General features: G+C 68.5%; 25 protein-coding genes and 3 tRNA genes. 27 read left to right on the forward strand and 1 reads right to left on the reverse strand.

The genetic code is table 11. From position 1 onward, the window contains the following. Positions 1–15: 15 nt before the first annotated feature. The 5 genes from OG792_RS02855 to OG792_RS02875 all read left to right on the forward strand — a co-directional run bounded on the left by OG792_RS02855 (position 16) and on the right by OG792_RS02875 (position 3,367). Entirely contained in the window at positions 16–414 is a 399-nt protein-coding gene (locus OG792_RS02855) for a transcriptional regulator (RefSeq protein ID WP_329107075.1), read from the forward strand. A gap of 276 nt (positions 415–690) precedes the next feature. After that, a complete protein-coding gene (locus OG792_RS02860; RefSeq protein WP_329107077.1) occupies positions 691–2,328 on the forward strand; it encodes an FtsK/SpoIIIE domain-containing protein in 1,638 nt (545 codons plus the stop codon). Further along, the gene (locus OG792_RS02865; RefSeq protein WP_329107079.1) at positions 2,325–2,588 is read left to right on the forward strand and encodes a hypothetical protein; all 264 of its coding nucleotides are present in this window, start codon (positions 2,325–2,327) and stop codon (positions 2,586–2,588) included. The genes OG792_RS02860 and OG792_RS02865 overlap by 4 nt, the downstream gene beginning before the upstream one ends. A gap of 6 nt (positions 2,589–2,594) precedes the next feature. Next, on the forward strand, positions 2,595–2,795 hold the full coding sequence (locus OG792_RS02870) for a hypothetical protein (protein ID WP_329107081.1): 201 nt from the start codon (positions 2,595–2,597) through the stop codon (positions 2,793–2,795). After that, the gene (locus OG792_RS02875) at positions 2,792–3,367 is read left to right on the forward strand and encodes a DUF2637 domain-containing protein (RefSeq protein ID WP_329107083.1); all 576 of its coding nucleotides are present in this window, start codon (positions 2,792–2,794) and stop codon (positions 3,365–3,367) included. Before OG792_RS02870 ends, OG792_RS02875 begins: the two co-directional genes overlap by 4 nt. A gap of 23 nt (positions 3,368–3,390) precedes the next feature. Here the strand turns inward: OG792_RS02875 and OG792_RS02880 are convergent, their stop codons facing one another. Beyond that, the gene (locus OG792_RS02880) at positions 3,391–3,750 is read right to left on the reverse strand and encodes a hypothetical protein (RefSeq protein ID WP_329107085.1); all 360 of its coding nucleotides are present in this window, start codon (positions 3,748–3,750) and stop codon (positions 3,391–3,393) included. Between the two features lie 86 nt (positions 3,751–3,836). Between OG792_RS02880 and OG792_RS02885 the strand changes: the two genes are divergently transcribed. The 22 genes from OG792_RS02885 (at position 3,837) to rplL (ending at position 22,559) form a co-directional block, all read left to right on the forward strand. Further along, on the forward strand, positions 3,837–5,588 hold the full coding sequence (locus OG792_RS02885; RefSeq protein ID WP_329107087.1) for a replication initiator: 1,752 nt from the start codon (positions 3,837–3,839) through the stop codon (positions 5,586–5,588). Further along, positions 5,585–5,773, forward strand: coding sequence for a helix-turn-helix transcriptional regulator (locus OG792_RS02890; protein WP_329107089.1), 189 nt, complete (start codon positions 5,585–5,587; stop codon positions 5,771–5,773). Before OG792_RS02885 ends, OG792_RS02890 begins: the two co-directional genes overlap by 4 nt. Beyond that, a complete protein-coding gene (locus tag OG792_RS02895) occupies positions 5,770–7,206 on the forward strand; it encodes a tyrosine-type recombinase/integrase (protein ID WP_329107091.1) in 1,437 nt (478 codons plus the stop codon). The genes OG792_RS02890 and OG792_RS02895 overlap by 4 nt, the downstream gene beginning before the upstream one ends. A gap of 696 nt (positions 7,207–7,902) precedes the next feature. After that, positions 7,903–8,352 carry a helix-turn-helix transcriptional regulator gene (locus OG792_RS02900; protein WP_329107093.1) on the forward strand — a complete coding sequence of 150 codons (450 nt, stop codon included), beginning with the start codon at positions 7,903–7,905 and terminating at the stop codon, positions 8,350–8,352. Between the two features lie 5 nt (positions 8,353–8,357). Further along, entirely contained in the window at positions 8,358–8,768 is a 411-nt protein-coding gene (locus tag OG792_RS02905; RefSeq protein WP_329107095.1) for a VOC family protein, read from the forward strand. A 50-nt stretch (positions 8,769–8,818) separates the two neighbouring features. Beyond that, on the forward strand, positions 8,819–11,209 hold the full coding sequence (locus OG792_RS02910) for an excinuclease ABC subunit UvrA (protein WP_329107097.1): 2,391 nt from the start codon (positions 8,819–8,821) through the stop codon (positions 11,207–11,209). A 928-nt stretch (positions 11,210–12,137) separates the two neighbouring features. Further along, positions 12,138–12,305 (forward strand): hypothetical protein, encoded by a 168-nt coding sequence (locus OG792_RS02915; RefSeq protein ID WP_329107099.1) that lies wholly within the window; start codon positions 12,138–12,140, stop codon positions 12,303–12,305. A 58-nt stretch (positions 12,306–12,363) separates the two neighbouring features. Next, positions 12,364–14,931: a bifunctional diguanylate cyclase/phosphodiesterase gene (locus OG792_RS02920; RefSeq protein WP_329107101.1), complete on the forward strand. Its 2,568-nt coding sequence runs from the start codon at positions 12,364–12,366 to the stop codon at positions 14,929–14,931. A gap of 112 nt (positions 14,932–15,043) precedes the next feature. Further along, positions 15,044–15,116 (forward strand) — tRNA-Thr (locus tag OG792_RS02925). A 26-nt stretch (positions 15,117–15,142) separates the two neighbouring features. Then, positions 15,143–15,215: transfer RNA gene (locus OG792_RS02930), tRNA-Met, on the forward strand. 130 nt (positions 15,216–15,345) lie between these two features. After that, a complete protein-coding gene (rpmG, locus tag OG792_RS02935) occupies positions 15,346–15,513 on the forward strand; it encodes a 50S ribosomal protein L33 (RefSeq protein WP_013288652.1) in 168 nt (55 codons plus the stop codon). Between the two features lie 146 nt (positions 15,514–15,659). Beyond that, positions 15,660–16,106 (forward strand): MaoC family dehydratase N-terminal domain-containing protein, encoded by a 447-nt coding sequence (locus OG792_RS02940; protein ID WP_329107105.1) that lies wholly within the window; start codon positions 15,660–15,662, stop codon positions 16,104–16,106. Between the two features lies 1 nt (position 16,107). Further along, a complete protein-coding gene (locus OG792_RS02945; RefSeq protein WP_329111075.1) occupies positions 16,108–16,509 on the forward strand; it encodes a MaoC family dehydratase in 402 nt (133 codons plus the stop codon). A 207-nt stretch (positions 16,510–16,716) separates the two neighbouring features. Beyond that, positions 16,717–16,789, forward strand: a tRNA-Trp gene (locus tag OG792_RS02950). Positions 16,790–17,050: 261 nt separating this feature from the next. Further along, the gene (gene secE / locus OG792_RS02955; protein WP_329107106.1) at positions 17,051–17,446 is read left to right on the forward strand and encodes a preprotein translocase subunit SecE; all 396 of its coding nucleotides are present in this window, start codon (positions 17,051–17,053) and stop codon (positions 17,444–17,446) included. Between the two features lie 38 nt (positions 17,447–17,484). Further along, positions 17,485–18,216: a transcription termination/antitermination protein NusG gene (gene nusG / locus OG792_RS02960; RefSeq protein WP_329107108.1), complete on the forward strand. Its 732-nt coding sequence runs from the start codon at positions 17,485–17,487 to the stop codon at positions 18,214–18,216. Between the two features lie 199 nt (positions 18,217–18,415). Beyond that, entirely contained in the window at positions 18,416–18,844 is a 429-nt protein-coding gene (rplK, locus tag OG792_RS02965; RefSeq protein WP_329107110.1) for a 50S ribosomal protein L11, read from the forward strand. 89 nt (positions 18,845–18,933) lie between these two features. Then, positions 18,934–19,650, forward strand: coding sequence for a 50S ribosomal protein L1 (rplA, locus tag OG792_RS02970; RefSeq protein WP_329107111.1), 717 nt, complete (start codon positions 18,934–18,936; stop codon positions 19,648–19,650). Between the two features lie 108 nt (positions 19,651–19,758). Then, positions 19,759–20,574 (forward strand): ABC transporter ATP-binding protein, encoded by an 816-nt coding sequence (locus tag OG792_RS02975; protein WP_329107113.1) that lies wholly within the window; start codon positions 19,759–19,761, stop codon positions 20,572–20,574. After that, on the forward strand, positions 20,571–21,263 hold the full coding sequence (locus OG792_RS02980) for a hypothetical protein (RefSeq protein ID WP_329107114.1): 693 nt from the start codon (positions 20,571–20,573) through the stop codon (positions 21,261–21,263). Before OG792_RS02975 ends, OG792_RS02980 begins: the two co-directional genes overlap by 4 nt. Positions 21,264–21,572: 309 nt before the next feature. Beyond that, positions 21,573–22,118 (forward strand): 50S ribosomal protein L10, encoded by a 546-nt coding sequence (rplJ, locus tag OG792_RS02985; RefSeq protein WP_329107116.1) that lies wholly within the window; start codon positions 21,573–21,575, stop codon positions 22,116–22,118. A gap of 57 nt (positions 22,119–22,175) precedes the next feature. Further along, positions 22,176–22,559 (forward strand): 50S ribosomal protein L7/L12, encoded by a 384-nt coding sequence (gene rplL, locus OG792_RS02990; protein ID WP_329107118.1) that lies wholly within the window; start codon positions 22,176–22,178, stop codon positions 22,557–22,559. Positions 22,560–22,592 lie beyond the last annotated feature (33 nt).

Raw genomic sequence — 22,592 nt, forward strand, 5'->3', positions numbered from 1 at the left:
TGGAGGTCTGAGCAGATGGCTCTCAGGGGCGGAACGAGGTTTTCGGTCCGGTGTGGGGACGTGTTCCCGGCGGGGTGCGCGTTGGTGCCCGAGTCGATGGGCGAGGTGGAGGACTACGACGAGAAGACCGGCAGGCGGTCCCCGGCGAAGGACAAGGTGACCGGCCAGCGGGTGTGGCAGGTGAAGGTGATGGACCTGGACCCGGAGTTGGGGAAGCGGTCGCGGGAGACGACGGTGAAGATCTCGGCTGACTACCCGCCGGCAGCCCCGACCGGTGCCTACTTCGAGCAGGTGGAGTTCGACGGGATGACGGTCACGCCGTACGTGGCCAACAACGGTCGGATGGCGTACTCGCTGCGGGCGACCGGGATGCGCGCCCCGGCGGGCGTGACCAGCAGTAAGGCGGCGGCGTAGCCGCATCAGGTACGGGCGGGGCTGTCTGGTCTTGGCGGACGGCAGCCCCGCCCTCTGTCTTCCCCTTCCCCCATCTCTGAGGAGAGGTTTCAACGTGTCCAAGCGTAGGCGCCAGCCTGCCCAAAAGCGGGTGCGGTGCGGCGTGTGCCAGGCAAATTACGACCCGACCAGCGGCGGCACGGATGGCCGTTGCCCGCTCTGCGTGGACCAACTTGTCCTTCCGCTGCCTCCGGTTCGGGATGCGTCGGGCCGGTTCGTGTCCCTGCGGGGTGGCCGATGATCGGGCGGCGGCCTCGGGGCCAGGTGGTGATGACCACCGGCGGGGACTTCGTGGTGTTCCGGCCGAAGCGGTTCGAACTGCCCGTCTGGGCGGTAATCCTCGGCCTGCTCGCCCGGTGGACCGGCAAGGCCGTGTGGTGGTGTCTGCGGCACCCGATCGCCACCACCTCAACCTGCTTCGTCATCGCGGTCTACATCGACTACGGCTGGTCCGGCCTGCTGGTGCCACTGGTCCTGGCCGGCGCCGGGTCGGCGGTATGGCGGTGGAAGCACGAACCGTCATGGTGGGCCTGGTTGGCGGGTCCGTTGCTCGGCCGGTTCCGGCAGGCGTTCGTCTACCGGCGGGTCTGGCGTGAGGCCATGACGCTGTGCGGGCTGGCCAGCACGTACGACCATCAGACCGTCCTGCCCGAGCTGCTGTCGGTGCGGTCGGACCCCGCCCTCGATGTGCTGACGATCCGGATGGTGCGCGGCCAAACCCCGACCGACTTCCAACGGGTGACCGCGAACCTGGCGTACGCGTTCGGCCGGCGATACGTACGGGTGTACTCGGAACGGCCCGACGATGCCCCGACCCGTACCGGTCACTGGGCGTGGCTGCTACGGCTCGTCGACCGGATGCGGTTCCGGGACCGCCCGACGGTGATCTACCTGGTCCTGGTGCGTACGGACGCGCTGCGGACGATCGTGCCGCCGTTCCCCGTCCCGGCGGTGCCGGACTTCACCGCGCTGCCGCTGGCCCGTCGGGAAGACCTGCGTACCTGGTGCCTGCATCTGCTCGCCACTCACGTCCTGGTCGGCGGCGCCACCCGACGAGGTAAGGGCTCGGTGCTCTGGTCCCTCGTCCGTTCCCTCGCCGGCGGGGTCGCCTCCGGGCTGGTTCGGCTGTGGGTGATCGACCCAAAGGGCGGGATGGAGTTCGCGCTCGGACGGCCGATGTTCGCCCGGTTCGCCTGCAAGTCCTTCGAAGCCATGGCAGACCTGCTCGACGAAGCCGTAGCCGTGATGCGCGAGCGACAGACCCGGTTGGCGGGCAACGTCCGGGTGCACACCTCGACTGTGGAAGACCCCCTGGTCGTGGTGGTCATCGACGAAATGGCGGCACTGACCGCGTACCTGCAAGACGGTGACCTGCGTAAGCGGATCGCGGCCTCGCTGGGGATGCTCCTGTCACAGGGTGCCGGCGTCGGGCTCCTGGTCGTGGCCGCGTTGCAGGACCCACGCAAAGAGGTGCTGCCGTTCCGGGACCTGTTCCCGACCCGGATCGCGCTCGGCCTGACCGAAAAATCCCAAGTGGACATGATCCTCGGTGACGGTGCACGCGACCGGGGAGCACTCGCTGACCAGATGCCGCGCTGGGCGAAGGGTGTCGGCTACGTCATCCTCGACGGCACCCCGGAACCGATGCGGGTCCGCTTCTCCTACCTGACCGACGAGCAGATCCGGGACATGGCACGGGAGTACCCGGCCCCCGCCGATGCGGCGGACATCCTCGCCCAGGTCGGCCGCGAAACCGCCACCGAGCCTCTCCGCGTCCCGCTGCCCCGGCGGCCGGCGGCCGGGCCACTCATCCCGGACACCTTGCTGAACCTCCTCAACCGCGACACCGACAAGCGGGGAGGTGAGCTGCGGTGACCACCACCCCGAATGCCCGGCGCTTCTACCGGCTCCGCGCACCCAACGGCACCGCCCCGGACACCGCCGTCTCCGTACGCGTCGACCCCGACCGGCCCGACCCTTACCCCGTCTACCTCGCCGTCGGCGGCGGCCGGCGACGCATGTACCTCACCGCCGACGAAGCGTGGACCCTCTGGCGCTGCCTCTCCGAAGCCGTCGTCACCCTCGGCGACCCACCCGACAACATCCACACCACCATCCGACCGGCCGGGAGGTAACCAGCCATGACACCCCTCAACCGACTCCCGTACCTGGTCAACCTGATGCGCCGGCCGCTGCGAATCCGGCTCGTCGGCCCACCCGACCAGGCTGCCGCCGCGCTCCAGGGCATCGCCCACCTGGTCCTCCGGCGCCGGGATATGAACGGCCGACGTATCCGCATCCACATCACCATCCGCACTCGCCCCACCGGCGGTGACCGATGATCCGCCAACGCGCAGAGAACGCGGTGAAGGTGCTGATCCTGCTCGCCATCGGCGGGATGGCTGGGGCTGCTGCCTTCACCCACGTACATGACCTGACCGTCGCCCACGGCCAGCCCAACTGGATCGGCTGGGCCAACGCCGTAGCGGTCGAACTCATGGCCATCTACCTCGGACTGGAAATCCGATCCCGGCGTCGCAACGGTCGGCCGGTCGGGTTCGTCGGCGTCCTCCTCGTCGCCTTCTCCCTGCTCTCCCTCGCCGCCCAGGTCGCCGAAGCCGAACCCACCGTCTGGGGATGGATCGTCGCCGCCGTCCCGTCCCTCGCCTTCCTCGCCCTGGTCAAGGTCGTCCTGTCCAGCGCTCCCGCTGCACCCGTCGGCGCCGACGATGAGGACCTGGCCGCCGTCGACGAACCCGAACCAGAACCGGTCACAGCCGACCCCGAACCGGTACGGGAACCGGTCGTCTACACGCGCGTACCCACGCCGCCCCGCCTCGGACCATCGGCGGTCCTGCCACCGCTTGGTGTAGTGCATCCGAGTCGAGCAGGCGTTGCCGGAGGTGCCCGATGACCGGACCCACCTCGACGAGTCGGCTAGCGGAACTCGTGTACGACTTCGATCGGTCCGACGATGTGCGAGTTGAACTCGTCCAGATCCTCGGACGGAACCCACAGCATGGGCGTGGTGGAGCCGCCGAACGTCCGAGTCGAGTAGTGGCTCAAAAACGCCTGCTCCACTTGAAAGCGGGTCACGTAACTAACCCCCTGATCGGGCCGGTCATAGCGCCAATTTCGGGAGATCAAGATCGCGGAGTCCTCATCGAGGAACGGATAGAACCAGGGCCGGTCCGGCGAGAGCGGCGGCCACTTTCGCCACCCCGACTCGCGGATCAGGTCGAGTTCTTCCGGCCTGGTCGGGCGCCAGAGCACCGTAGCTTCGTCACCGCTGTTCATACCGACCTCGCCGCTCGGGTTCCCCGACCGTACCGGCGGACCAGCCACCGATACCACCGCACTCACTCTCTGATCGGAGTGAGCCGATGACCATCCCTACCCTGCCCGGCCTCGAACCGGTAACTCCCGAACCTCTCCGACCCGGATCACGGGCGGCCCGGATGGCGCTCCCTCGCTCCATCGACGTACTCCGGGACATCGCCACCGAATACGGCGTCTGCATCCGACCGCTTCCCATGCGCCGAACCGACCTCGACACCGGACTGACCGAGGTCATCGACCTCCCGTGCGGGGCGACCCGTGAGGACAACTGCCCGCCGTGCGCGAAGAAGAACCGGCGGCTGCGGCAGGCGCAGATCCGGGAAGGCTGGCACCGTTCCGACGAACCCCTACCCCCACCGGAACCCGCGACGGAGGAACAGAAGGCGCTGATCGTGCTGCGGGCGCACTACGAGTTTGCCCGGGACGAAGCCGTCCGCTCGTCTCAGTGGGACCAGGTCGCCGACCTCGATGAAGCGATCCAAGAGGTAGAAGAGGCCATCGTGGCGGAAGGACTACGCGGCCGAGTCGGACCACCGCATCACGTTGACGGTGACGACCAGGCCGACGACGACAACGGCCCTCGGCGGAAGCGTTCGACCAGGCGGCGGCAGGACGCACCCGACCTACCCCGCCGCAAGGTCGAAGCACGAACGGTCGGCAAGACGTACAAGGCACCGGACGGCAGCACCTACCAGCCGTCGATGTGGCTGACGCTCACCCTCGACTCCTACGGCCCGGTCCTCTCCGACGGCACCCCCGTGAACCCCGACCGGTACGACTACCGCCGAGCAGCGTGGGATGCGGTCCACTTCCCCCGACTGCTCGACCGGTTCTGGCAGAACCTCCGTCGTTGCGAGGGCTGGAACGTCCAGTACGCCGGCTGCGTCGAGCCGCAACGGCGCCTCGCCCCACACGCCCACTTCGCCATCCGGGGAACCATCCCGCGCGACATCCTCCGCACCGTGGCGGCGGCGACGTACCACCAAGTGTGGTGGCCGAGCGTGGACGTACAGGTCTACCACCGCAACCGGCTCCCCATCTGGGACGAGCAAGCCTCGGCCTGGGTCGACCCGGATACCCGGCAACCGCTGACCACCTGGACCGAAGCCCTCGACACGATCGACCAGGACGAAGAAGCCGAACCCGTACACGTCGTCCGCTTCGGCGCCCAGGTCGACGCACGCGGCGTCATGCCCGGCACCGCCGACGCCGAACGCACCATCCGGTACGTCACGAAGTACATCACCAAAGCCACCGGCGACTGCCACAAGATCACCACCGACCGACAGCAACGCCACCTCGACCGGCTCTGGCGCCAACTCCAGATCACACCCTGCACCGACCGATGCCCCAACTGGCTCCTCTACGGCGTCCAGCCAAAGAAGGCACACGCCAAGCTCAAGCCCGGCCGCTGCAAAGGCAAGGTCCACCAACGGGAAACCCTCGGCATCGGCGGCCGGCGCATCCTCGTCTCCCGCGACTGGTCCGGGAAGACCCTCGCCGACCACAAGTACGACGCCCGCGCATGGGTGAAAGCACTCCTCGGCGTCACCACCGACCTCGCCGGGGTCGAGCACGCGCAGGGCGCCACCGTCGAACGGGTCCGGCACGCGTGGGAACTCGCCCGACCACACGACCCCGACGTGACACCTCTCGCCCACCGGCTCATGCGCTCCATCTCCGAACGCGCCCGGTGGCGCTCCGAACTCCTCGCGGCCAAGGACCGAGCAGCCCAGCAGCCGATCTCAGATCTCTCGGCAACTGGCAACGCCACCACCACCGGGGAGGAACTGTGAAGGGCGACGAGCTGCTGACCGTGCCCGAGGTCCTGGCGGAACTCCGGGTTCCCCGCTCGACCTGGTACTACTGGCGGCAGGTTGGCAAGGGGCCACGGGTGATCAAGCTTCCGAACGGGGAGCTTCGCGTACGCCGTTCCGCGCTGGGCCAGTGGCTCGGTGCGCTGGAGTGCGATGCCGCGTGAACAGCTACGAGATCCAGATCTGGGAGATCACCAAACGGGCAGACCGGAAGGCCCGTCCCTGGCGGGTCCGCTGGGCAGTAGGCGGTGTGCGGTTCGAAGAGTTGTTCCGATCGAAGGCGCTGGCCAACTCGTTCCGCTCTGAGCTGGTCAAGGCATCCAACGCGGGGGAGCCGTTCGACACCACCACAGGACGCCCGGCCTCGGAGTCACGGACGATGAACCAAACCACCTGGTACGCGCACAGCCGCGACTACATCCAGATGAAGTGGCCCCGAGCGGCGGCCAAAACCCGGCGCTCGATCGTCGAAGCGTTGACTCCGATCGCCATGACCCTCACCTACCCGACGAAGCGGGGCCGTCCTGCCGATCAGGTGCTACGTGAAGCGCTGTACCTCTACGGCTTCAACCCGCGTCGCTGGTCGGATGAGATCCCGGACGCGTACGCGGCGGCGCTGACCTGGTTGGAAGGGGCGTCCCTGCCGGTCGTCGAGCTGGACTCTCCGCCGATGATCCGCCGTGTCCTGGACAGTCTTTGCGTACGGCTGGACGGCAAGTCCGCCGCTGCCTCGACCGTCCAGCGGAAGCGGGCCACCTTCTATAACGCGCTCGGCTACGCGGTAGAGCGGGAGCTGTTGGCCTCGAACCCGGTTGATCGGGTGCAGTGGACGGCTCCCGAGGTGGCCCAGGCCATCGACCGGCGGGTGGTCGCGAACCCGGTTCAGGTTGCGGCCCTCCTGGAAGCCGTGGAATCTCTCGGCAACCGGGCGGACCGGGTCACAGCGTTCTTCGGCTGTCTCTACTACGCCGGGATGCGGCCCTCGGAAGCGGCGGACCTACGGCGGGACGACTGTGATCTACCGGGGCACTGCCCCGACTGTGAGAGCGACTTCGACGATTTGGCGGCGGTCCAATCGTCGGCATCCTGCGACCACGAGAAGATCGAACCTCGCTGGGGTCGACTGGTGCTCGCCGGGACCGCGCCGCGTGCCGGCACCCACTGGACCGATGACGGCCAGGCGCACGAGCAGCGGGGCCTCAAGCATCGGGCACGCAAAGAGACACGTACCGTCCCGATCCCGCCCCAACTGGTCGAGTTGCTGGCGAAGCATGTCAAGACGTACGGCGTTGCTCCGGACGGTCGGTTCTTCCGAGGTCTGCACGGCGGGCCGCTCTCCGAGTCGGTCTACGACCGGTGGTGGAAGCTCGCCCGCCAACAGGCGTTGACGGAACCACAGGTCGCGTCGCCTCTGGTCCGGCGCCCCTATGACCTACGTCATGCGGCGGCCTCGCTCTGGCTCAACGCTGGAGTGCCGGCGACGGAGGTTGCCCGACGGCTGGGTCACGGCGTCGCCGTACTGCTCCGGGTCTACGCCAACTGCATCGACGGGGGAGAGGGCACCGTAAATGACAAGATCGGTGGCGCGCTTCAATGACTCCATGTCGCTCGCTATGTCACACTGCGTACGTGGCATGGGGCCCCAGCTATCGAGGCCGGATACTTCCGGCCGTCTTGGCTGGCTGTGCTGCGGGGACGGCTTCGGTAGCCGGTTTCTCGGAGAGCCCATCTCGGCTTCAACTCGTGATGGGCGCTAGCTCGGCTCTCCTGGCGGCGTTGGGCGTGCTGGCTCAACCGCAGGGAGTGGGGCATGAGTCGAGTTTGGCTTTAAAAAAAATCTTGAAGCTTGGAATGATACCGGCGGGCATCTTTCCTAGATTGACAACACTCGCTAGTTAGCGAGGGTTGGCCGGCTTCGGTGGAGCATCAGGGGCCTCGGCTCGCGGTCGCGGCCTTAGGTCTGCGGCTCGGCCTTCCCACGTCGTGGGCGATGAGTGGGCAGCGGGCTCGTGGGGGTTCGGCGCCTCAGGTGAAGGGGCAGGTCAACGGCTGGATGAGGGGCAAGATCGTGGACGCCCTGTAAATCCGTCGCGAAAGCTTCGAAGGTTCGAATCCTTCACCCGCCACCAGGTGCGGAAACGGCCTCCGGCCAGCAGAGATGCTGACCGGAGGCCGTCTTCTTTGTCCCGTGCCGTCCCCGCAGTCCCCTCCCGTCCCAGGAGACCTCGCTGACCTGCACCCGTACGGACGGCACCGCTGGGAAACGTCGGTGGGACGTGGCACCATCACCCGGGTGACCAGCAGTTCCGCCGCAGCGCAGCACCTGCGCGACCTCGCCCGGCTGCGCCGCGTACGCGATCGGATAGATCGGGAGTACGCGCAGCCGCTGGACGTCGAGGCGCTTGCCCGTGGGGTGAACATGTCGGCCGGGCACCTCAGCCGCGAGTTCCGGCGCGCGTACGGCGAGTCGCCGTACGCCTATCTCATGACCCGGCGGATCGAGCGTGCGATGGCCCTGCTGCGTCGTGGCGATCTCAGCGTCACCGAAGTCTGTTTCGCGGTCGGCTGCTCCTCGCTGGGCACCTTCAGCACTCGTTTCACCGAGTTGGTCGGTGTGCCGCCGAGCGTCTACCGGAGCCGGACGGCCGGCGTGACGGCGGGGATGCCGCCGTGCGTCGCAAAACAGGTGACCAGACCGATCAGGAATCGAGAAGCGGCGGCCCGTGAGCCGCAACTAGCGTGACTGCCATGGACATCACCATTCATTCGAGCTTCCTGCCGCACACCGACCCGGACGCCTCCCTGGCCTTCTACCGCGACACCCTCGGCTTCGAGGTCCGCAACGACGTCGGATACGAGGGGATGCGCTGGATCACCGTCGGCCCGGCCGGCCAACCCGACACGTCCGTCGTCCTGCACCCGCCGACCGCCAACCCCGGCCTCACCGACGACGAGCGCCAAACCATCCTGGAGCTGATGGCCAAGGGCAGCTACTTCGGCTTCAACCTGGCCACCGCCGACCTCGACGCCACCTTCGCGAAGCTGGAGGCCGGCGGCGCGGAGGTCGTCCAGGAGCCGACCGAGCAGCCGTACGGCGTTCGTGACTGTGCCTTCCGCGACCCCGCCGGCAACATGATCCGCATCCAGGAACTGCGCTGAGCCGTCCGGCTCGAACCGGGGGGCGAAGTCGAGGCACAGATGGAGACACGATGAGCAAGGCCAGCAGGACGGAGCCGTTGTCGCCCGCGTCGCACGTTGCCGACAGCCACGACCTGATCCGCGTGCAGGGGGCACGCGTGAACAACCTCAGGGATGTCAGCATCGAGATCCCGAAGCGCCGGCTGACGGTCTTCACCGGCGTCTCCGGCTCGGGCAAGAGCTCCCTGGTGTTCGGCACGATCGCCGCGGACTCGCAGCGGCTGATCAACGAGACCTACAGCGCCTTCGTGCAGGGTTTCATGCCGACGCTGGCCCGGCCCGAGGTCGACGTGCTGGAGGGGCTGACCACCGCGATCATCGTGGACCAGGAGCGGATGGGTGCCGACGCCCGCTCCACCGTCGGGACCGCGACCGACGCCAACGCGATGCTGCGCATCGTCTTCAGCCGACTCGGACAGCCGCACATCGGGTCGCCGAACGCGTTCGCCTTCAACGTCCCCTCGGTGCGGGCGAGCGGCGCGATCACGGTCGAGCGCGGTGGCGGCAAGACCGTGAAACAGACCTTCAACCGTACGGGCGGCATGTGTCCGCGCTGCGAGGGCCGGGGTGCCGTCTCCGACATCGACCTCAGTCAGCTCTACGACGACTCCAAGTCGATCGCCGAGGGCGCGTTCACCATCCCCGGTTGGAAATCGGACAGCTGGTGGACCGTACGGACCTACGCCGAGTCCGGCTTCCTCGATCCGAACAAGCCAATCCGCCAGTTCACCAAGAAGGAGCTGCACGACTTCCTCTACCGGGAGCCGACCAAGGTGAAGGTCGAGGGCGTGAACCTCACCTACGAGGGGCTGATCCCGAGGGTCCAGAAGTCTTTCCTGGCCAAGGAGCGGGAGGCGATGCAGCCGCACATCAGGGCGTTCGTGGACCGGGCGGTGACCTTCGCCGTCTGTCCGGAGTGCGGCGGCACCAGGCTCAGCGAGGCGGCCCGATCCTCGAAGATCAAGGGGATCAACATCGCCGAGGCCTGCGCGATGCAGATCAGCGACCTCGCCGTCTGGGTACGCGGCCTCGAAGAGCCGTCGGTGGCACCGCTGCTGGTCACGCTGGGGCGGACCCTCGACTCGTTCGTGGAGATCGGGCTGGGCTACCTCTCGCTCGACCGGCAGTCGGGCACGTTGTCGGGCGGCGAGGCGCAGCGGGTCAAGATGATCCGCCACCTCGGCTCCTCGCTCACCGACACCACCTACGTCTTCGACGAGCCCACGGTCGGTCTGCACCCGCACGACATCCAGCGGATGAACAGTCTGCTGCTGCGTCTGCGGGACAAGGGAAACACGGTGCTCGTCGTGGAGCACAAGCCGGAGACGATCGCGATCGCCGACCATGTTGTCGACCTCGGCCCGGGCGCCGGTACGGCGGGCGGCACCGTCTGCTTCGAGGGCACCGTCGAGGGGCTGCGGGCCAGCGACACCCTCACCGGCCGCCATCTCGACGATCGGGCCACCCTCAAGGAGACGGTGCGCAAGCCGACGGGCACGCTGGAGATTCGCGGCGCGACGGCGCACAACCTGCGCGACGTCGACGTCGACATCCCGCTCGGGGTGCTTGTCGTCGTCACCGGCGTCGCCGGCTCCGGCAAGAGCTCACTCGTGTACGGCTCGATTCCCACCGGCGCCGGTGTGGTCTCGATCGACCAGGGCGCGATCCGCGGCTCGCGACGGAGTAACCCGGCGACGTACACCGGGCTGCTCGACCCGATCCGCAAGGCGTTCGCGAAGGTCAACGGCGTGAAGCCGGCGCTGTTCAGCGCGAACTCCGAGGGTGCCTGCCCGAACTGCAACGGTGCCGGTGTCATCTACACCGACCTGGCAATGATGGCCGGCGTCTCCACCATCTGCGAGGAGTGCGAGGGGAAGCGGTTCCAGGCGTCGGTGCTGGACTACCACCTCGGCGGCCGTGACATCAGCGAGGTGCTCGCGATGTCGGTGACCGAGGCAGCGGAGTTCTTCGGCACCGGCGAGGCGCGTACGCCAGCCGCGCAGGCCATCCTCGACCGGCTCGCCGACGTCGGGCTCGGCTACCTCAGCCTCGGCCAGCCGCTCCCTACCTTGTCCGGCGGCGAGCGGCAGCGGCTCAAGCTGGCCACCCACATGGCCGAGAAGGGCGGCACCTACGTCCTCGACGAGCCGACCACCGGCCTGCACCTCGCCGACGTCGAGCAGTTGCTCGGTCTGCTCGACCGGCTGGTCGACTCCGGCAAGTCGGTCATCGTCATCGAGCACCATCAGGCGGTCATGGCGCACGCCGACTGGATTGTCGACCTCGGCCCCGGCGCCGGTCACGACGGCGGTCGGATCGTCTTCGAGGGCACCCCCGCCGACCTCGTCGCCGCCCGCTCCACCCTCACCGGCGAACACCTCGCGGCGTACGTCGGCGCCTGACCCACGCGAGTCGGACTGCCAGCCCGCCGCTTCGTCCCAGGGTGGCGGGGAAGAGATCACCGTGCTCGGACGGCGGGCGATTCGAGGGTTGATCACCACCCCTGCCACGTGACTTACGTCACCCGATGCCGGCGCTGTTGTCGATGGGGTCGGTCGACCCCGTTCGATGTCAAGGCCGTACCCGGAAGATCCCGTCTGACCGTCGCGCGAGTGCGCCGGGAAACAAGCAGAGATCGGTGCGGTGATCGGACGAAGGACGTCGCGCTAACGATCGTGTCGATTTCAAACACTCATCGTGATGTCTCGACAGCCGGCGGTGCGCTTATCGAGCGGGTGTCTACTCTCGCGCCGGCTGAGTCAATCACCAGTCTCAATGGGCACGAATACCTACGGTGATTGGTGTGGTGAAACCCGTATCGACTGTTTGTCGGGTCCGCCGGTCGGGTCTCGCATCGGCATTCGGCTGCCGTGAATCGAGCCGTCCACCGATGGGTCGGGTCCGGATGGGCTCGGTCCGAGGCCCCGTACTGCCACGCATTGTGTTGTCCCGTGAGCGCTGCGTTGACGTGCCGGGCTGCTGGTTGGCGTACCCGGTCGGGCTCTGCTGGGGTCGGCCAGCCCGGGGCGGGACCGTCCGATATGGGGAGTGTTGAAGGCATAAGTTCGTTAGGTCGATTATGAGGTGCAGCGCGATTTAGTCCGGGTTATCTGATTCGAGGAAAAGTTCACTTCGTGCGGTGCGCGCACCAAGTCGGGGATCTGTGGCACATGGGGTTGCATCCAGCCGGGGGAGTTGTCCCTACCGTTCGGTTGGAATTTGCGGGATCGGCGGCGCGGCAGGCCCGTACCGCTTTGCTGCCTCCGGTAGCTGTGGCACCATCATGGAACCTCCACCTCCTCTCCGTCATTCTCTCGACAGGAGCCAACGATGTCTGCACGACGGCTGGGTCGGCTGCTTGGTCCGGCCCTTGCGCTCGCCGCGCTCTTCGGCGCCATCTTCGTTGCCGACGAGCCCGTCGCCTTCACTCAGATGACCTTCGACTGGGGTCTGAGTGTGGGCACCGCTGTCTGGCACGTGAGCGGGAGCGGAGTGTAGAACGACCTCGCGGCCGCCTCATCGGAGCCGCTAGGAATCGCGACCCCTAGGGAGCGGCATGGCCGGGCGGCAGTCATCGCCACGACGTTCCGCTGAGCATGCCTGGTTCATCACCGGTCCACTGGCGATTCTGGCGGTGATCTGGTCGACGGCGCTCGGCATCCTGGCGCCTCGGCTGTCGGAGGACTCCGCCGCCAGGCTCAGCGCCGACGACCCGATCCGCGGCTGGTTGATCGCGGCCTTCCTGCTGGTCGTGATGGTGCTGACCGAGGGCTCGACCCTGCACGTCGTCATCCGGCGGCAGGCGGTCATCGCGACGGTCACCGAGATTCCGCTGGTCCTCGCGCTGTATTTCCTGCCGCCGCTGACGGTGGTGTTCATCTTCACCCTGGCGGCCCTGATCACCCAGATCCGGCGCAAGGTCCGGTCGGCGAAGTTCGCGTTCAACGTCGCCAAGACGGCCGCCGCGACCTCGCTGGCCGGCCTGGTCCTGCACGCCCTGCCGCCGATGGCCGGCGTCGGGCCGGCCACCTGGGGTGTCATCTTCGTCGGAGTCAGCACCATCACCCTGGTCACCTTCGCCGCCGTGATCGGCGTGATCACGCTCGTGCAGGGCACCCAGGCGGGCTGGGAGGTGACCCGGACGGCCGCGCCCAACCTGATCGTCGCCGCGGCGAACATGTCGGTCGGCCTGATCGTGCTGATCGCGCTCGCCACCACCTGGTGGTCGGTGGTGCTGCTGGCCGTGCTCGCCGGTGGGCTGGCCCTGGTCGGCCGCTCCTACGCCCAGTTCTTCCGTCAGCACCGCACCCTCGCCGACATGTACGACCTCACCCGGGCGATGACCCGCAGCGGTCAGGACGGCACCCTGGCGGACGTCATGCTCGGCCGGGTCCGGGCACTGATGCAGGCCGAGTACGCCACCCTCTGGCTGCCCGCCCAGGGCCGACATCCCGAGGTGCTGCTCACGGCCAGGGTCGACGACCCCGGTCTGCTCGACTTCGGGCGTACGCCGTTGATCGCTCGACAGCGCGCGTACCAGGAGAAACAGACCATTGCCGTCGGCGGGCGGCTGGACGGTGACGAAGAGGTACGGGCGGCGTTGCGCGCCGGGGGTGCCAAGGACGTCATCGTCGCCCCGCTCCGTTCCGGCGAGGCGGTGATCGGAACCCTCGAACTGGTCAACCGGCTCAGCGACAGCACCCACTTCCTGCCCGGTGACATACCCATCTTCGAGACGATCGCGGCCCATGTGGCGGTGGCGCTGGAGAACTCCCGGCTGGTCGACCGGCTGCGCCACGACGCGTACCACGACGGGTTGGTGAACCTGCCGAACCGGCGCCGGATGACCGAGGCCCTCGAAGAGGCGGTACGGGTCCGGGCCCCCGGTGAGGTGGTCGCCGTACTCCTCTTCGACGTCGACGGGCTGCGCCAGGTCAACGAGTCGCTCGGGCACGCGGCCGGCGACGAGGTGTTGACCGAGGTCGCCTCGCGCCTGCGGTCCTGCGCGCCGGCGGCCGCGCTGGTCGGTCGGGTCGGTGGGGACGAGTTCCTGGTCACGTTGCGGGCGGAGAATGCCGAGGCGGCCACCCAACTCGCCGCCGAGTTGCGCGAGCAGATCCAGGACCAGATGGTCTTCGGCACGCTCGTGCTCGACGTGGACACCGCGGTCGGGGTGGCGATCCACCCGGACCACGGCAACGACCCGGAGACACTGCTGCGCCGGGTCGACCTGGCGGCCACCGCGGCGAAGTCCACTCCGGGCAGCATCCAGCTGTTCAACCCGGCGTTGGAGTCCCGGTCGATGCACCGTCTCGGCCTCGCCGGCGATCTGCGTCGGGCGCTGGACAACGACGAGCTGGAGGTCTACTTCCAGCCGAAGGTGACCCTGGGCGACCGGCGGCTGGTCGGGGTGGAGTGCCTGGCCCGCTGGGAGCACCCGGCGCACGGTCCGGTCTCGCCGGAGGACTTCGTGGCGGTCGCGGAGCACACCGGCCAGCTGGAGCGACTGACCGAGGCGGTGCTGCGGGAGGGGCTGCGGCGCAGCCGGGACTGGACCGCCGGTGGCGAGCCGCTCGCGGTGTCGGTCAACCTCTCCGCCCGTACGCTGATCGACCAGCACTTCCCGGACCGGGTCCAGGACCTGCTCACCGAGTACGGCGTGGCGCCGGAACTGCTGACGTTCGAGATCAAGGAAGCCGGGGTGCTGGACGGGACCAACCGTCCGATGCCGACCCTGCGGCGGTTGCGCGAGGTCGGCGTACGCCTCTCGGTGGACGACTTCGGCACCGGTTACTCGTCCCTGTCCTACCTGCGGCGGCTGCCGGTGGACGAGGTGAAGGTCGACCGCTCGTTCGTGCAGGGGATGGCGACCGATCCGGTCGACCTGGCCATCGTGAACGCGGTGGTGACGCTCTCCCAGCAGTTCGGCCTGTCGGTGGTCGCCGAGGGCGTGGAGAGCGAGCTGACCCTGGAACTGCTACAGGACATCGGCTGCCAGATCGGCCAGGGATTCCTGTTCAGCCGGCCGCTGCCGTACGAGCGGCTGGAGGCCTGGTTTGGTGCCCAGGCGGAGCCGGAAGCCGCCGCAGCGACCGACGTACGCCGGCTGCGCGCGGTGCCGTGAAGCCGGTCGGATGGCCGCTGGGCAGGTGCGACACAACGCCCCGGGATCCGATTTCCCCACTGCTGCGTCGCCGTGTACTCTTACCCCTGCGCGCCGAAAGCAAGATCGCGTCGCCCCCTTAGCTCAGTCGGCAGAGCGTCTCCATGGTAAGGAGAAGGTCTACGGTTCGATTCCGTAAGGGGGCTCAGAGGGTTCAGCTGGACCCGTCTGCGGCGGTGTAGCTCAGATGGTAGAGCAAGCGGCTCATAATCGCTGTGTCGCCGGTTCAAGTCCGGCCACCGCTACTCTCGGCGCCCGGGCCAGGTCCGGAAACCGGAGTGAAGGGCGCCAAGGGCGCCCACTTTGCATGTCCGCGTAGCAGGCAGGTAGGCTGCTACGTCGTAGTTGATCCTTAAGCGAGGAAGGCACTCCGCCGTGGCGAAGGCGACCGATGTCCGTCCGAAGATCACTTTGGCGTGTGTGGAGTGCAAGGAGCGCAACTACATCACGCGTAAGAACCGTCGTAACGACCCGGACCGTATCGAGCTGAAGAAGTTCTGCCCCCGGGACGGCAAGCACACCGTTCACCGCGAGACCCGCTAACACCGCCGGCCGGATTTTCGCCGGCCGCGCTGTCTTCCACATCGCCGTACCGATCGGGCGTTTTCGCCTTCGGTGCGGCGATCGTGTTTGTCCGGCCCGCATTTCGCCAGCCGGTGATCGAGGATCCGGGAGTGTAGGTTCGCGGCATGTCGTTGGACCCGTCTTTTGTAGGCCGCAGCTATCCGCCGACCATCCCCTATCGGGTGGGACGGGAAAAGATCCGTGAGTTCGCGACCGCGATCGGCGCGACCGATCCGGCGTACCACGATCCGGAGGCCGCGCGTGCGCTCGGACACGGCGACGTGGTCGCCCCGCCGACCTTCCCGGTGCTCATCACGATGGCGGCGAGCCAGCAGCTCATCGACGACCCGGCACTCGGCATCGACTACAGCCGGGTGGTCCACGGCGACCAACGGTTCGCCTACGCCCGCCCGGTGGTCGCCGGCGACGAACTGGTGTGCGTCAACACCGTCGAAAACATCACGTCTCGCGGTGGTCACGATTTCCTGACCACCCGGACCGACGTCTCGACGGCCGCCGGCGAGCCGGTGGTCACGGTCTGGTCCAAGCTTGTCGTACGTGGAGAGGGCTGACGTGGAGCTGCCGGTCAAGACCTTCCGGGTCACCCGGGCGGACCTGGTCCGTTACGCGGGCGCCTCGGGTGACTTCAACGCGATCCACTGGAGCGACCGGGTCGCGACCAAGGTGGGCCTGCCCGGCGTGATCGCGCACGGCATGTTCACCATGGCGCTGGTCGGTCGAGCGGTCACCGAGTGGGCCGGCGCCGCCGACGCGGTGGTCGAGTACGGCGTCCGGTTCACTCGGCCGGTGGTGGTGCCGGACGACGAAGAGGGCACCGAGATCGAGGTGCGCGCGGTGGTCCGCGAGGGGGCCGAGCCGGGCCTGACCAGGCTCGACCTGACCGCGACCTGTCTGGGCGAGAAGGTGCTCGCGCAGGCGCGGGCGACCATCCGCGGCCCGATCCCCGGGGCCTGACGGTCGATTCCCGGGGGGCGCCCGGTCGGCCCCGGTGGGGCGCCGTGCGCCGGGTTTCGGCTGCTCCGGGCGGGGCCCCGACGGGGCGTCCGGCACGCGGTGGTGGCCGGTTGGGAAAGTCGGTCGTCTACCCGTACACTGGTCCGCCGTGGGGCAAGTAGGCCCTACTCAGGCGTGCGCGCCCGAGTGGGGACGGCTTTCCCGCACAGGGGTGTAGCTCAATTGGCAGAGCAGCGGTCTCCAAAACCGCAGGCTGCAGGTTCAAGTCCTGTCACCCCTGCGCCTTAGGCCTGACCGTTCCCGGGGGTCGGAGTCGCCGACGAGCGACAATCGTCCCGTGGTGGTGGCATCGGCGGGGCTGTTCTGGAGCGGGTCGCCCCGCCGAAGGCAGCTTTCGTCGGCTCCGCCGGCCGCGGCCCGTCCCGGGGGACGGTAGGGTTCGGGTTTCGGCCGAGCGCGTTAGCTCGTACTCGGTCGGCGTGACCAGCGTGTCGTGCGTCCACCCGACGTACGAACCCAGCACCCCCCGACGGAGGGCGAAGTGGCCGAGAGCAACCGGCGCGGCGAGGACGCCGCGGACGACGACCGTCTTGACGACGAGACGATCGACGACGCTGTCGACGATGACGCCGACGAGGGCGAGGAGCCGGTCTCGCGTGGTGGCACCGCCACCCGTTCCCGGACCAAGGCGGAGTCGGCGGACAGCCGACCGAAGGCCAAGTCGGAAACCCAGCGGGTGGGATTTTTCGGCCGGATCGCCCGGTTCTTCCGCGAGGTCGTAGCCGAACTGCGTAAGGTCATCTGGCCAACGCGGAAGGAACTGCTGACCTACACCGCCGTCGTGGTCGTCTTCGTCACTGTGATGTTGACGGTCGTGGCCGGGCTGGACTACGGGTTCGCCAAGGGCGTGTTGTGGGTCTTCGGTAACCCCAGCTGACCAGCTGCCGCAGCTGATAGTGACGGAAGTGAGCAAGCGTGCCTGAGTACGACGAGACCGCCGGACCCGTGGACGAGCAGTCCGCGGTGGCGACGGCGGCCGGTGACGAGTCGGTCGAGGCCGCCAGCGAGCCGGATTTCGATGAGATCACCGAGTCGGAGCCGGACGAGGACTACGACCCCGTCGCCGAACTGCGGCAGAAGCTGCGCTACGCGCCGGGTGACTGGTACGTCGTGCACTCCTACGCCGGATACGAGAACAAGGTCAAGACCAACCTGGAGACCCGGATCACCAGCCTCGACATGGAGGAGTTCATCTTCCAGGTTGAGGTGCCGACCCGCGAAGAGGTCGAGGTCAAGAACGGCAAGCGGTCCCAGATCCAGGCGAAGGTCTTCCCCGGTTACATCCTGGTCCGGATGGAGCTGACCGCGGAGTCCTACTCCTGCGTGCGGAACACCCCGGGCGTGACCGGTTTCGTCGGCGCGACCGACCGGGTCGACCGGCCGGCGCCGCTCTCGCTGGACGAGGTGCTCAAGTGGCTCGCCCCGGCGGTCGAGGCCGAGGCCAAGGGCGGTAAGGCAAAGCCCGAGGTGCGGGTGCTCGACTTCGAGGTGGGTGACTCGGTGACCGTGACCGACGGCGCCTTCGCCTCGCTGCCGGCCACGATCAGCGAGATCAACCCGGACCAGCAGAAGCTCAAGGTGCTGGTGTCGATCTTCGGTCGGGAGACCCCGGTGGAGCTCAACTTCAACCAGGTCACCAAGATCTGACGTACGTGAATGGGCGTCGGGTCCGCTCGGACCCGGCGCCCATCGTCGTCTCGTCGGCCTCGACGGCGACCTGGGCGGATCGCCCGGCTGCGGCCTGCGCTATCCTAGAACGTCGCCCCGTTGGTCGCGCTGACCGTGCGCGCCCCGTGACGGCAACGTCCGGTGCACATTCACCAGATATCAAGCCCCAGGAAGAGACATGCCTCCGAAGAAGAAGCTCGTCAAGACGTTCACGCTTCAGCTGCCGGCGGGCCAGGCCACTCCGGCTCCGCCGGTCGGCCCGGCGCTGGGTCAGCACGGCGTCAACATCATGGAGTTCTGCAAGCAGTACAACTCGCAGACCGAGTCGCAGCGTGGTGACATCGTCCCCGCCGAGATCAGCGTCTTCGAGGACCGGAGCTTCAGCTTCGTGCTGAAGACCCCGCCGGCCGCGCGGCTGCTGATCAAGGCCGCCGGTGTGGCCAAGGGCTCCGGGGTGCCGCAGAGCGAGAAGGTCGGCTCGATCACCCAGGCGCAGCTCCGCGAGATCGCCGAGAAGAAGATGGTCGACCTCAACGCGAACGACGTGGAGCAGGCCGCGAAGATCATCGCCGGTACCGCCCGCTCGATGGGCATCACGATCAAGTGAAAACTCTCCACCTCACGGTGGCGGGTTCGGAATTCGTGGGAGGGCGCGCCGACGGCGCGACCCGCCAGACACCACAGGAGTAATCAGAGATGCAGCACAGCAAGAACTACCGCAAGGCCTCCGAGGTCATCGACCGGGACAAGCTCTACACCCCGGCCGAGGCGGTCAAGCTCGCCAAGGACACCAGCAAGGTGAAGTTCGACGCCACGGTCGAGGTCGCGATGCGCCTCGGCGTCGACCCGCGTAAGGCCGACCAGATGGTCCGCGGGGTGGTCAACCTGCCGCACGGCACCGGTAAGACCGCCCGCGTGATCGTGTTCGCCGCTGGCGCGAAGGCCGAAGAGGCCGTTGCCGCCGGTGCGGACGAGGTCGGCACCGACGAGCTGGTTGCCCGGATTCAGGAGGGCTGGCTCGACTTCGACGCGGCGATCGCCACCCCGGACCAGATGGCCAAGATCGGCCGGATCGCGCGGATCCTGGGCCCGCGCGGCCTCATGCCGAACCCGAAGACCGGCACCGTGACCATGGACGTCACCAAGGCCGTCTCGGACATCAAGGGTGGAAAGATCACCTTCCGGGTGGACAAGCACTCGAACCTGCACCTGATCATCGGCAAGGCCTCCTTCACCGAGACCCAGCTGATCGACAACTACGCCGCGGTCCTCGACGAGGTGCTGCGGGCCAAGCCGTCGGCGGCCAAGGGCAAGTACCTGAAGAAGGTCACCGTCGCCACCACGATGGGCCCCGGCGTGCCGGTCGACCCGAACGTGGTGAAGAACCTGCGGGGCGACTCGGCCGAGGCCTGAGCCACCCTTCGGGCCTGCCGGCCCGATGATCGCGTACGGACTGCGTCGGGGCCCCACCCGCAACGGGTGGGGCCCCGATCCGTACCCGGATCTGGCAAGCTCGGCGCCATGCGTCTCCTAGAGGTCTGGCTGCGCTACCGGCGGCGTACGCCCTGGGTGCTGCGGTCGGTCGAACTCGACCTGGCGCCGGGCGAGGTGGCGGTGGTGCTGGGGCGCAACGGGGCGGGCAAGTCCACCCTGCTCCAGTTGACCGCCGGGGTGCTGCGGCCGACCCGGGGAGTCGTACGCGACCGGCCCCGGGTGGTCGGTTGGGTGCCCGAGCGCTTTCCGGCCGACCAGCCGTTCACGATCGACGGCTACCTGACCGCCATGGCGCGGGTGCGTGGCCTGTCCGCGGTCGAGGCGGGGCGAGCGGTGGCGGCGTGGACCGAACGGCTCGGCGTGGCCCGGTACCGCGACGTCCGGCTGCCGGAACTGTCGAAGGGCACCGCACAGAAGGTCGGCCTCGCCCAGGCGCTGCTCGTACCGCCGGATCTGCTGATCCTCGACGAGCCCTGGGAGGGGCTCGACGCCGCCTCCCGCGAGCTGGTGCCGGAGCTGCTCGCGGAGGTGCTCGCTGCGGGCGGGTCGGTGCTGGTCAGCGACCACCGGGGCGAGACGGTGCGGCTGCCCCGGGCGGCGCGCTGGACGGTCGCCGACGGCACGGTCACCGTCGGCGGGCCGGACCCGGCCGGCGGCACCGCGGTGGTGGAGATCGAGATCCCGGCCGCCGACGCGGCGGGGACCGTCGCGGCCCTGCGCGCCGCCGGCCACCGGGTGATCCGGGTACGGTCGGCCTCGCCGCCGAGCCAGTCGACCGGTGCCCCGTCGAGCGGTGATGTGTCGGGCCGGGGCGGGTTGACCGAGAGCGAGCTGACGCCATGATTCCGCTGGTCCGGATGCGGCTGGCCGGGTTCGTCCGGACCGGTCGGGCGATCGCGCCCCTGATCGCCGGCCTGGTTGTGCTCTCCGTGCTCTACGGCGGGGGGCGGGCCCAGGCGGGGGAGGCGTATGGCGTCTCCGCGGTGGTCCTCTTCCCCGTCCTGGCCTGGCAGACCAAGCTGTTGCTCGACGTGGAGCCGGACGTGGCCCGCCGGCTGGCCCTGGTCGCCCTCGGCAGCCGGCGCCGGGAACTCACCGCCGGCCTGGTCGCCGCCGCGCTGGCCGGGTTCTGCACCGTCCTGATCGCGCTGGTGCTGCCCTGGCTCGTCGGTGGGGTCACCGGTCCGGAGAAGCCGGAGCACCTGCCGCTGACCCAGGGCATCACCCTCGGTGTCTGGGCGCACCTGCTGGTCCTGCCGGCGGCGGTGGCGCTCGGCGCGCTGGCCAGCCGGGCCGCGACCGACAGCCCCCGGTACGGGGTGCTGGTCCTGGTCGGTGGCGCGGTCGGCGCGATCGTGTTCGGGCTGCGGGACTCGATGCTGCCGTGGGTGGCCCCGCCGCTGATGGCCACCGCCCGGGCGACCACGGCCGGGCCGAGCGGGATCAGGGTGCTGGCGCTGACCGGGCATGCCCTGCTCTGGAGCGCCGTCGCGCTGGCCCTGTACGCCTGGCTGCGCCGACGCCGGGCGTGACCCGGGTCACCCGGTGTTGCCCGGTCGGCTACTGATTTGGTGTCAGCCGACCCGTCCCGTACGCTTGACAAGTTGCCTGGGTTTCGGCTCGGGCAATCGTGACCACCAAAGACCGCTGGCCACCGTGCTGAGGCACGGTTGAAGGTCCCGTTCGACGGGCGGCCCGCGCAGGCGGAAACGGTAGCGTGCCGGTCATGATCATGTGACCCTGTCGCCCCGTGCGCCTCGCGCCGGGGCGTTTCTCGTTGCGGCGGTTCCTTCCTACCTTTCACGAAGGTAACCAGCCTTTAGCAATGAGAGAGGAGGGACATGGCGGACAAGCCGGTTCGGGCCGACAAGGCCACGGCCGTCGCCGAACTCACCGAGAGCTTCCGTAGCTCGGGTGCCACCGTGCTGACCGAGTACCGCGGCCTGACGGTCGCCCAGCTGACCCAGCTGCGGCGCTCGCTGGGTCGGGAAACGACCTACTCGATCACCAAGAACACGCTGGCCAAGCGCGCTGCGACGGACGCTGGTATCCAGGGTCTCGATGAGCTGTTCACCGGTCCTACCGCGTTGACCTTCGTCGGCGGCGACGTCGTCGAGGCGGCGAAGGGCCTCCGGGACTTCGCGAAGGCCAACCCGAAGCTCGTCATCAAGGGTGGCGTCTTCGAGGGTCGGGCCATCACCGCGGACGAGGTCAACAAGCTCGCTGACCTTGAGTCCCGTGAGGTGCTGCTGGCCAAGCTGGCCGGTGCGATGAAGGGCAACCTGAGCAAGGCCGCGGCGCTGTTCCAGGCGCCGCTGTCCAAGACCGCCCGCCTGGCTGCGGCGTTGCAGGACAAGCGCGAGAAGGAGGGCGCCGAGGCGGCCTGACGGCCGGTTCGAGCGCACCCGATCAACTTTCGAAAGTACGAGGAAAGGACGCCAGCCATGGCGAAGCTCAGCACCGACGAGCTGCTCGACGCGTTCAAGGAAATGACGCTGATCGAGCTGTCGGAGTTCGTGAAGCAGTTCGAGACCACCTTCGAGGTCACCGCCGCCGCTCCGGTCGCCATCGGCGTTGCCGGCCCGGCCGGCCCGGCCGCCGAGGCGGAGCCGGAGCAGGACGAGTTCGACGTCATCCTGGAGGCTGACGGCGGCAAGAAGATCCAGGTCATCAAGGTCGTGCGTGAGCTGACCGGCCTGGGCCTGAAGGAGGCCAAGGACCTCGTCGAGGCCGCCCCCAAGGCTGTCGTCGAGAAGGTCAACAAGGAGACCGCGGACAAGGCCAAGGCCAAGCTTGAGGCCGAGGGCGCGAAGGTCACCCTGAAGTAGTTCGACCCGGCACACGATCACGGGTGGCGCTGG

The organism is Micromonospora sp. NBC_01699 (genome assembly GCF_036250065.1).
Taxonomy (GTDB): domain Bacteria; phylum Actinomycetota; class Actinomycetes; order Mycobacteriales; family Micromonosporaceae; genus Micromonospora_G.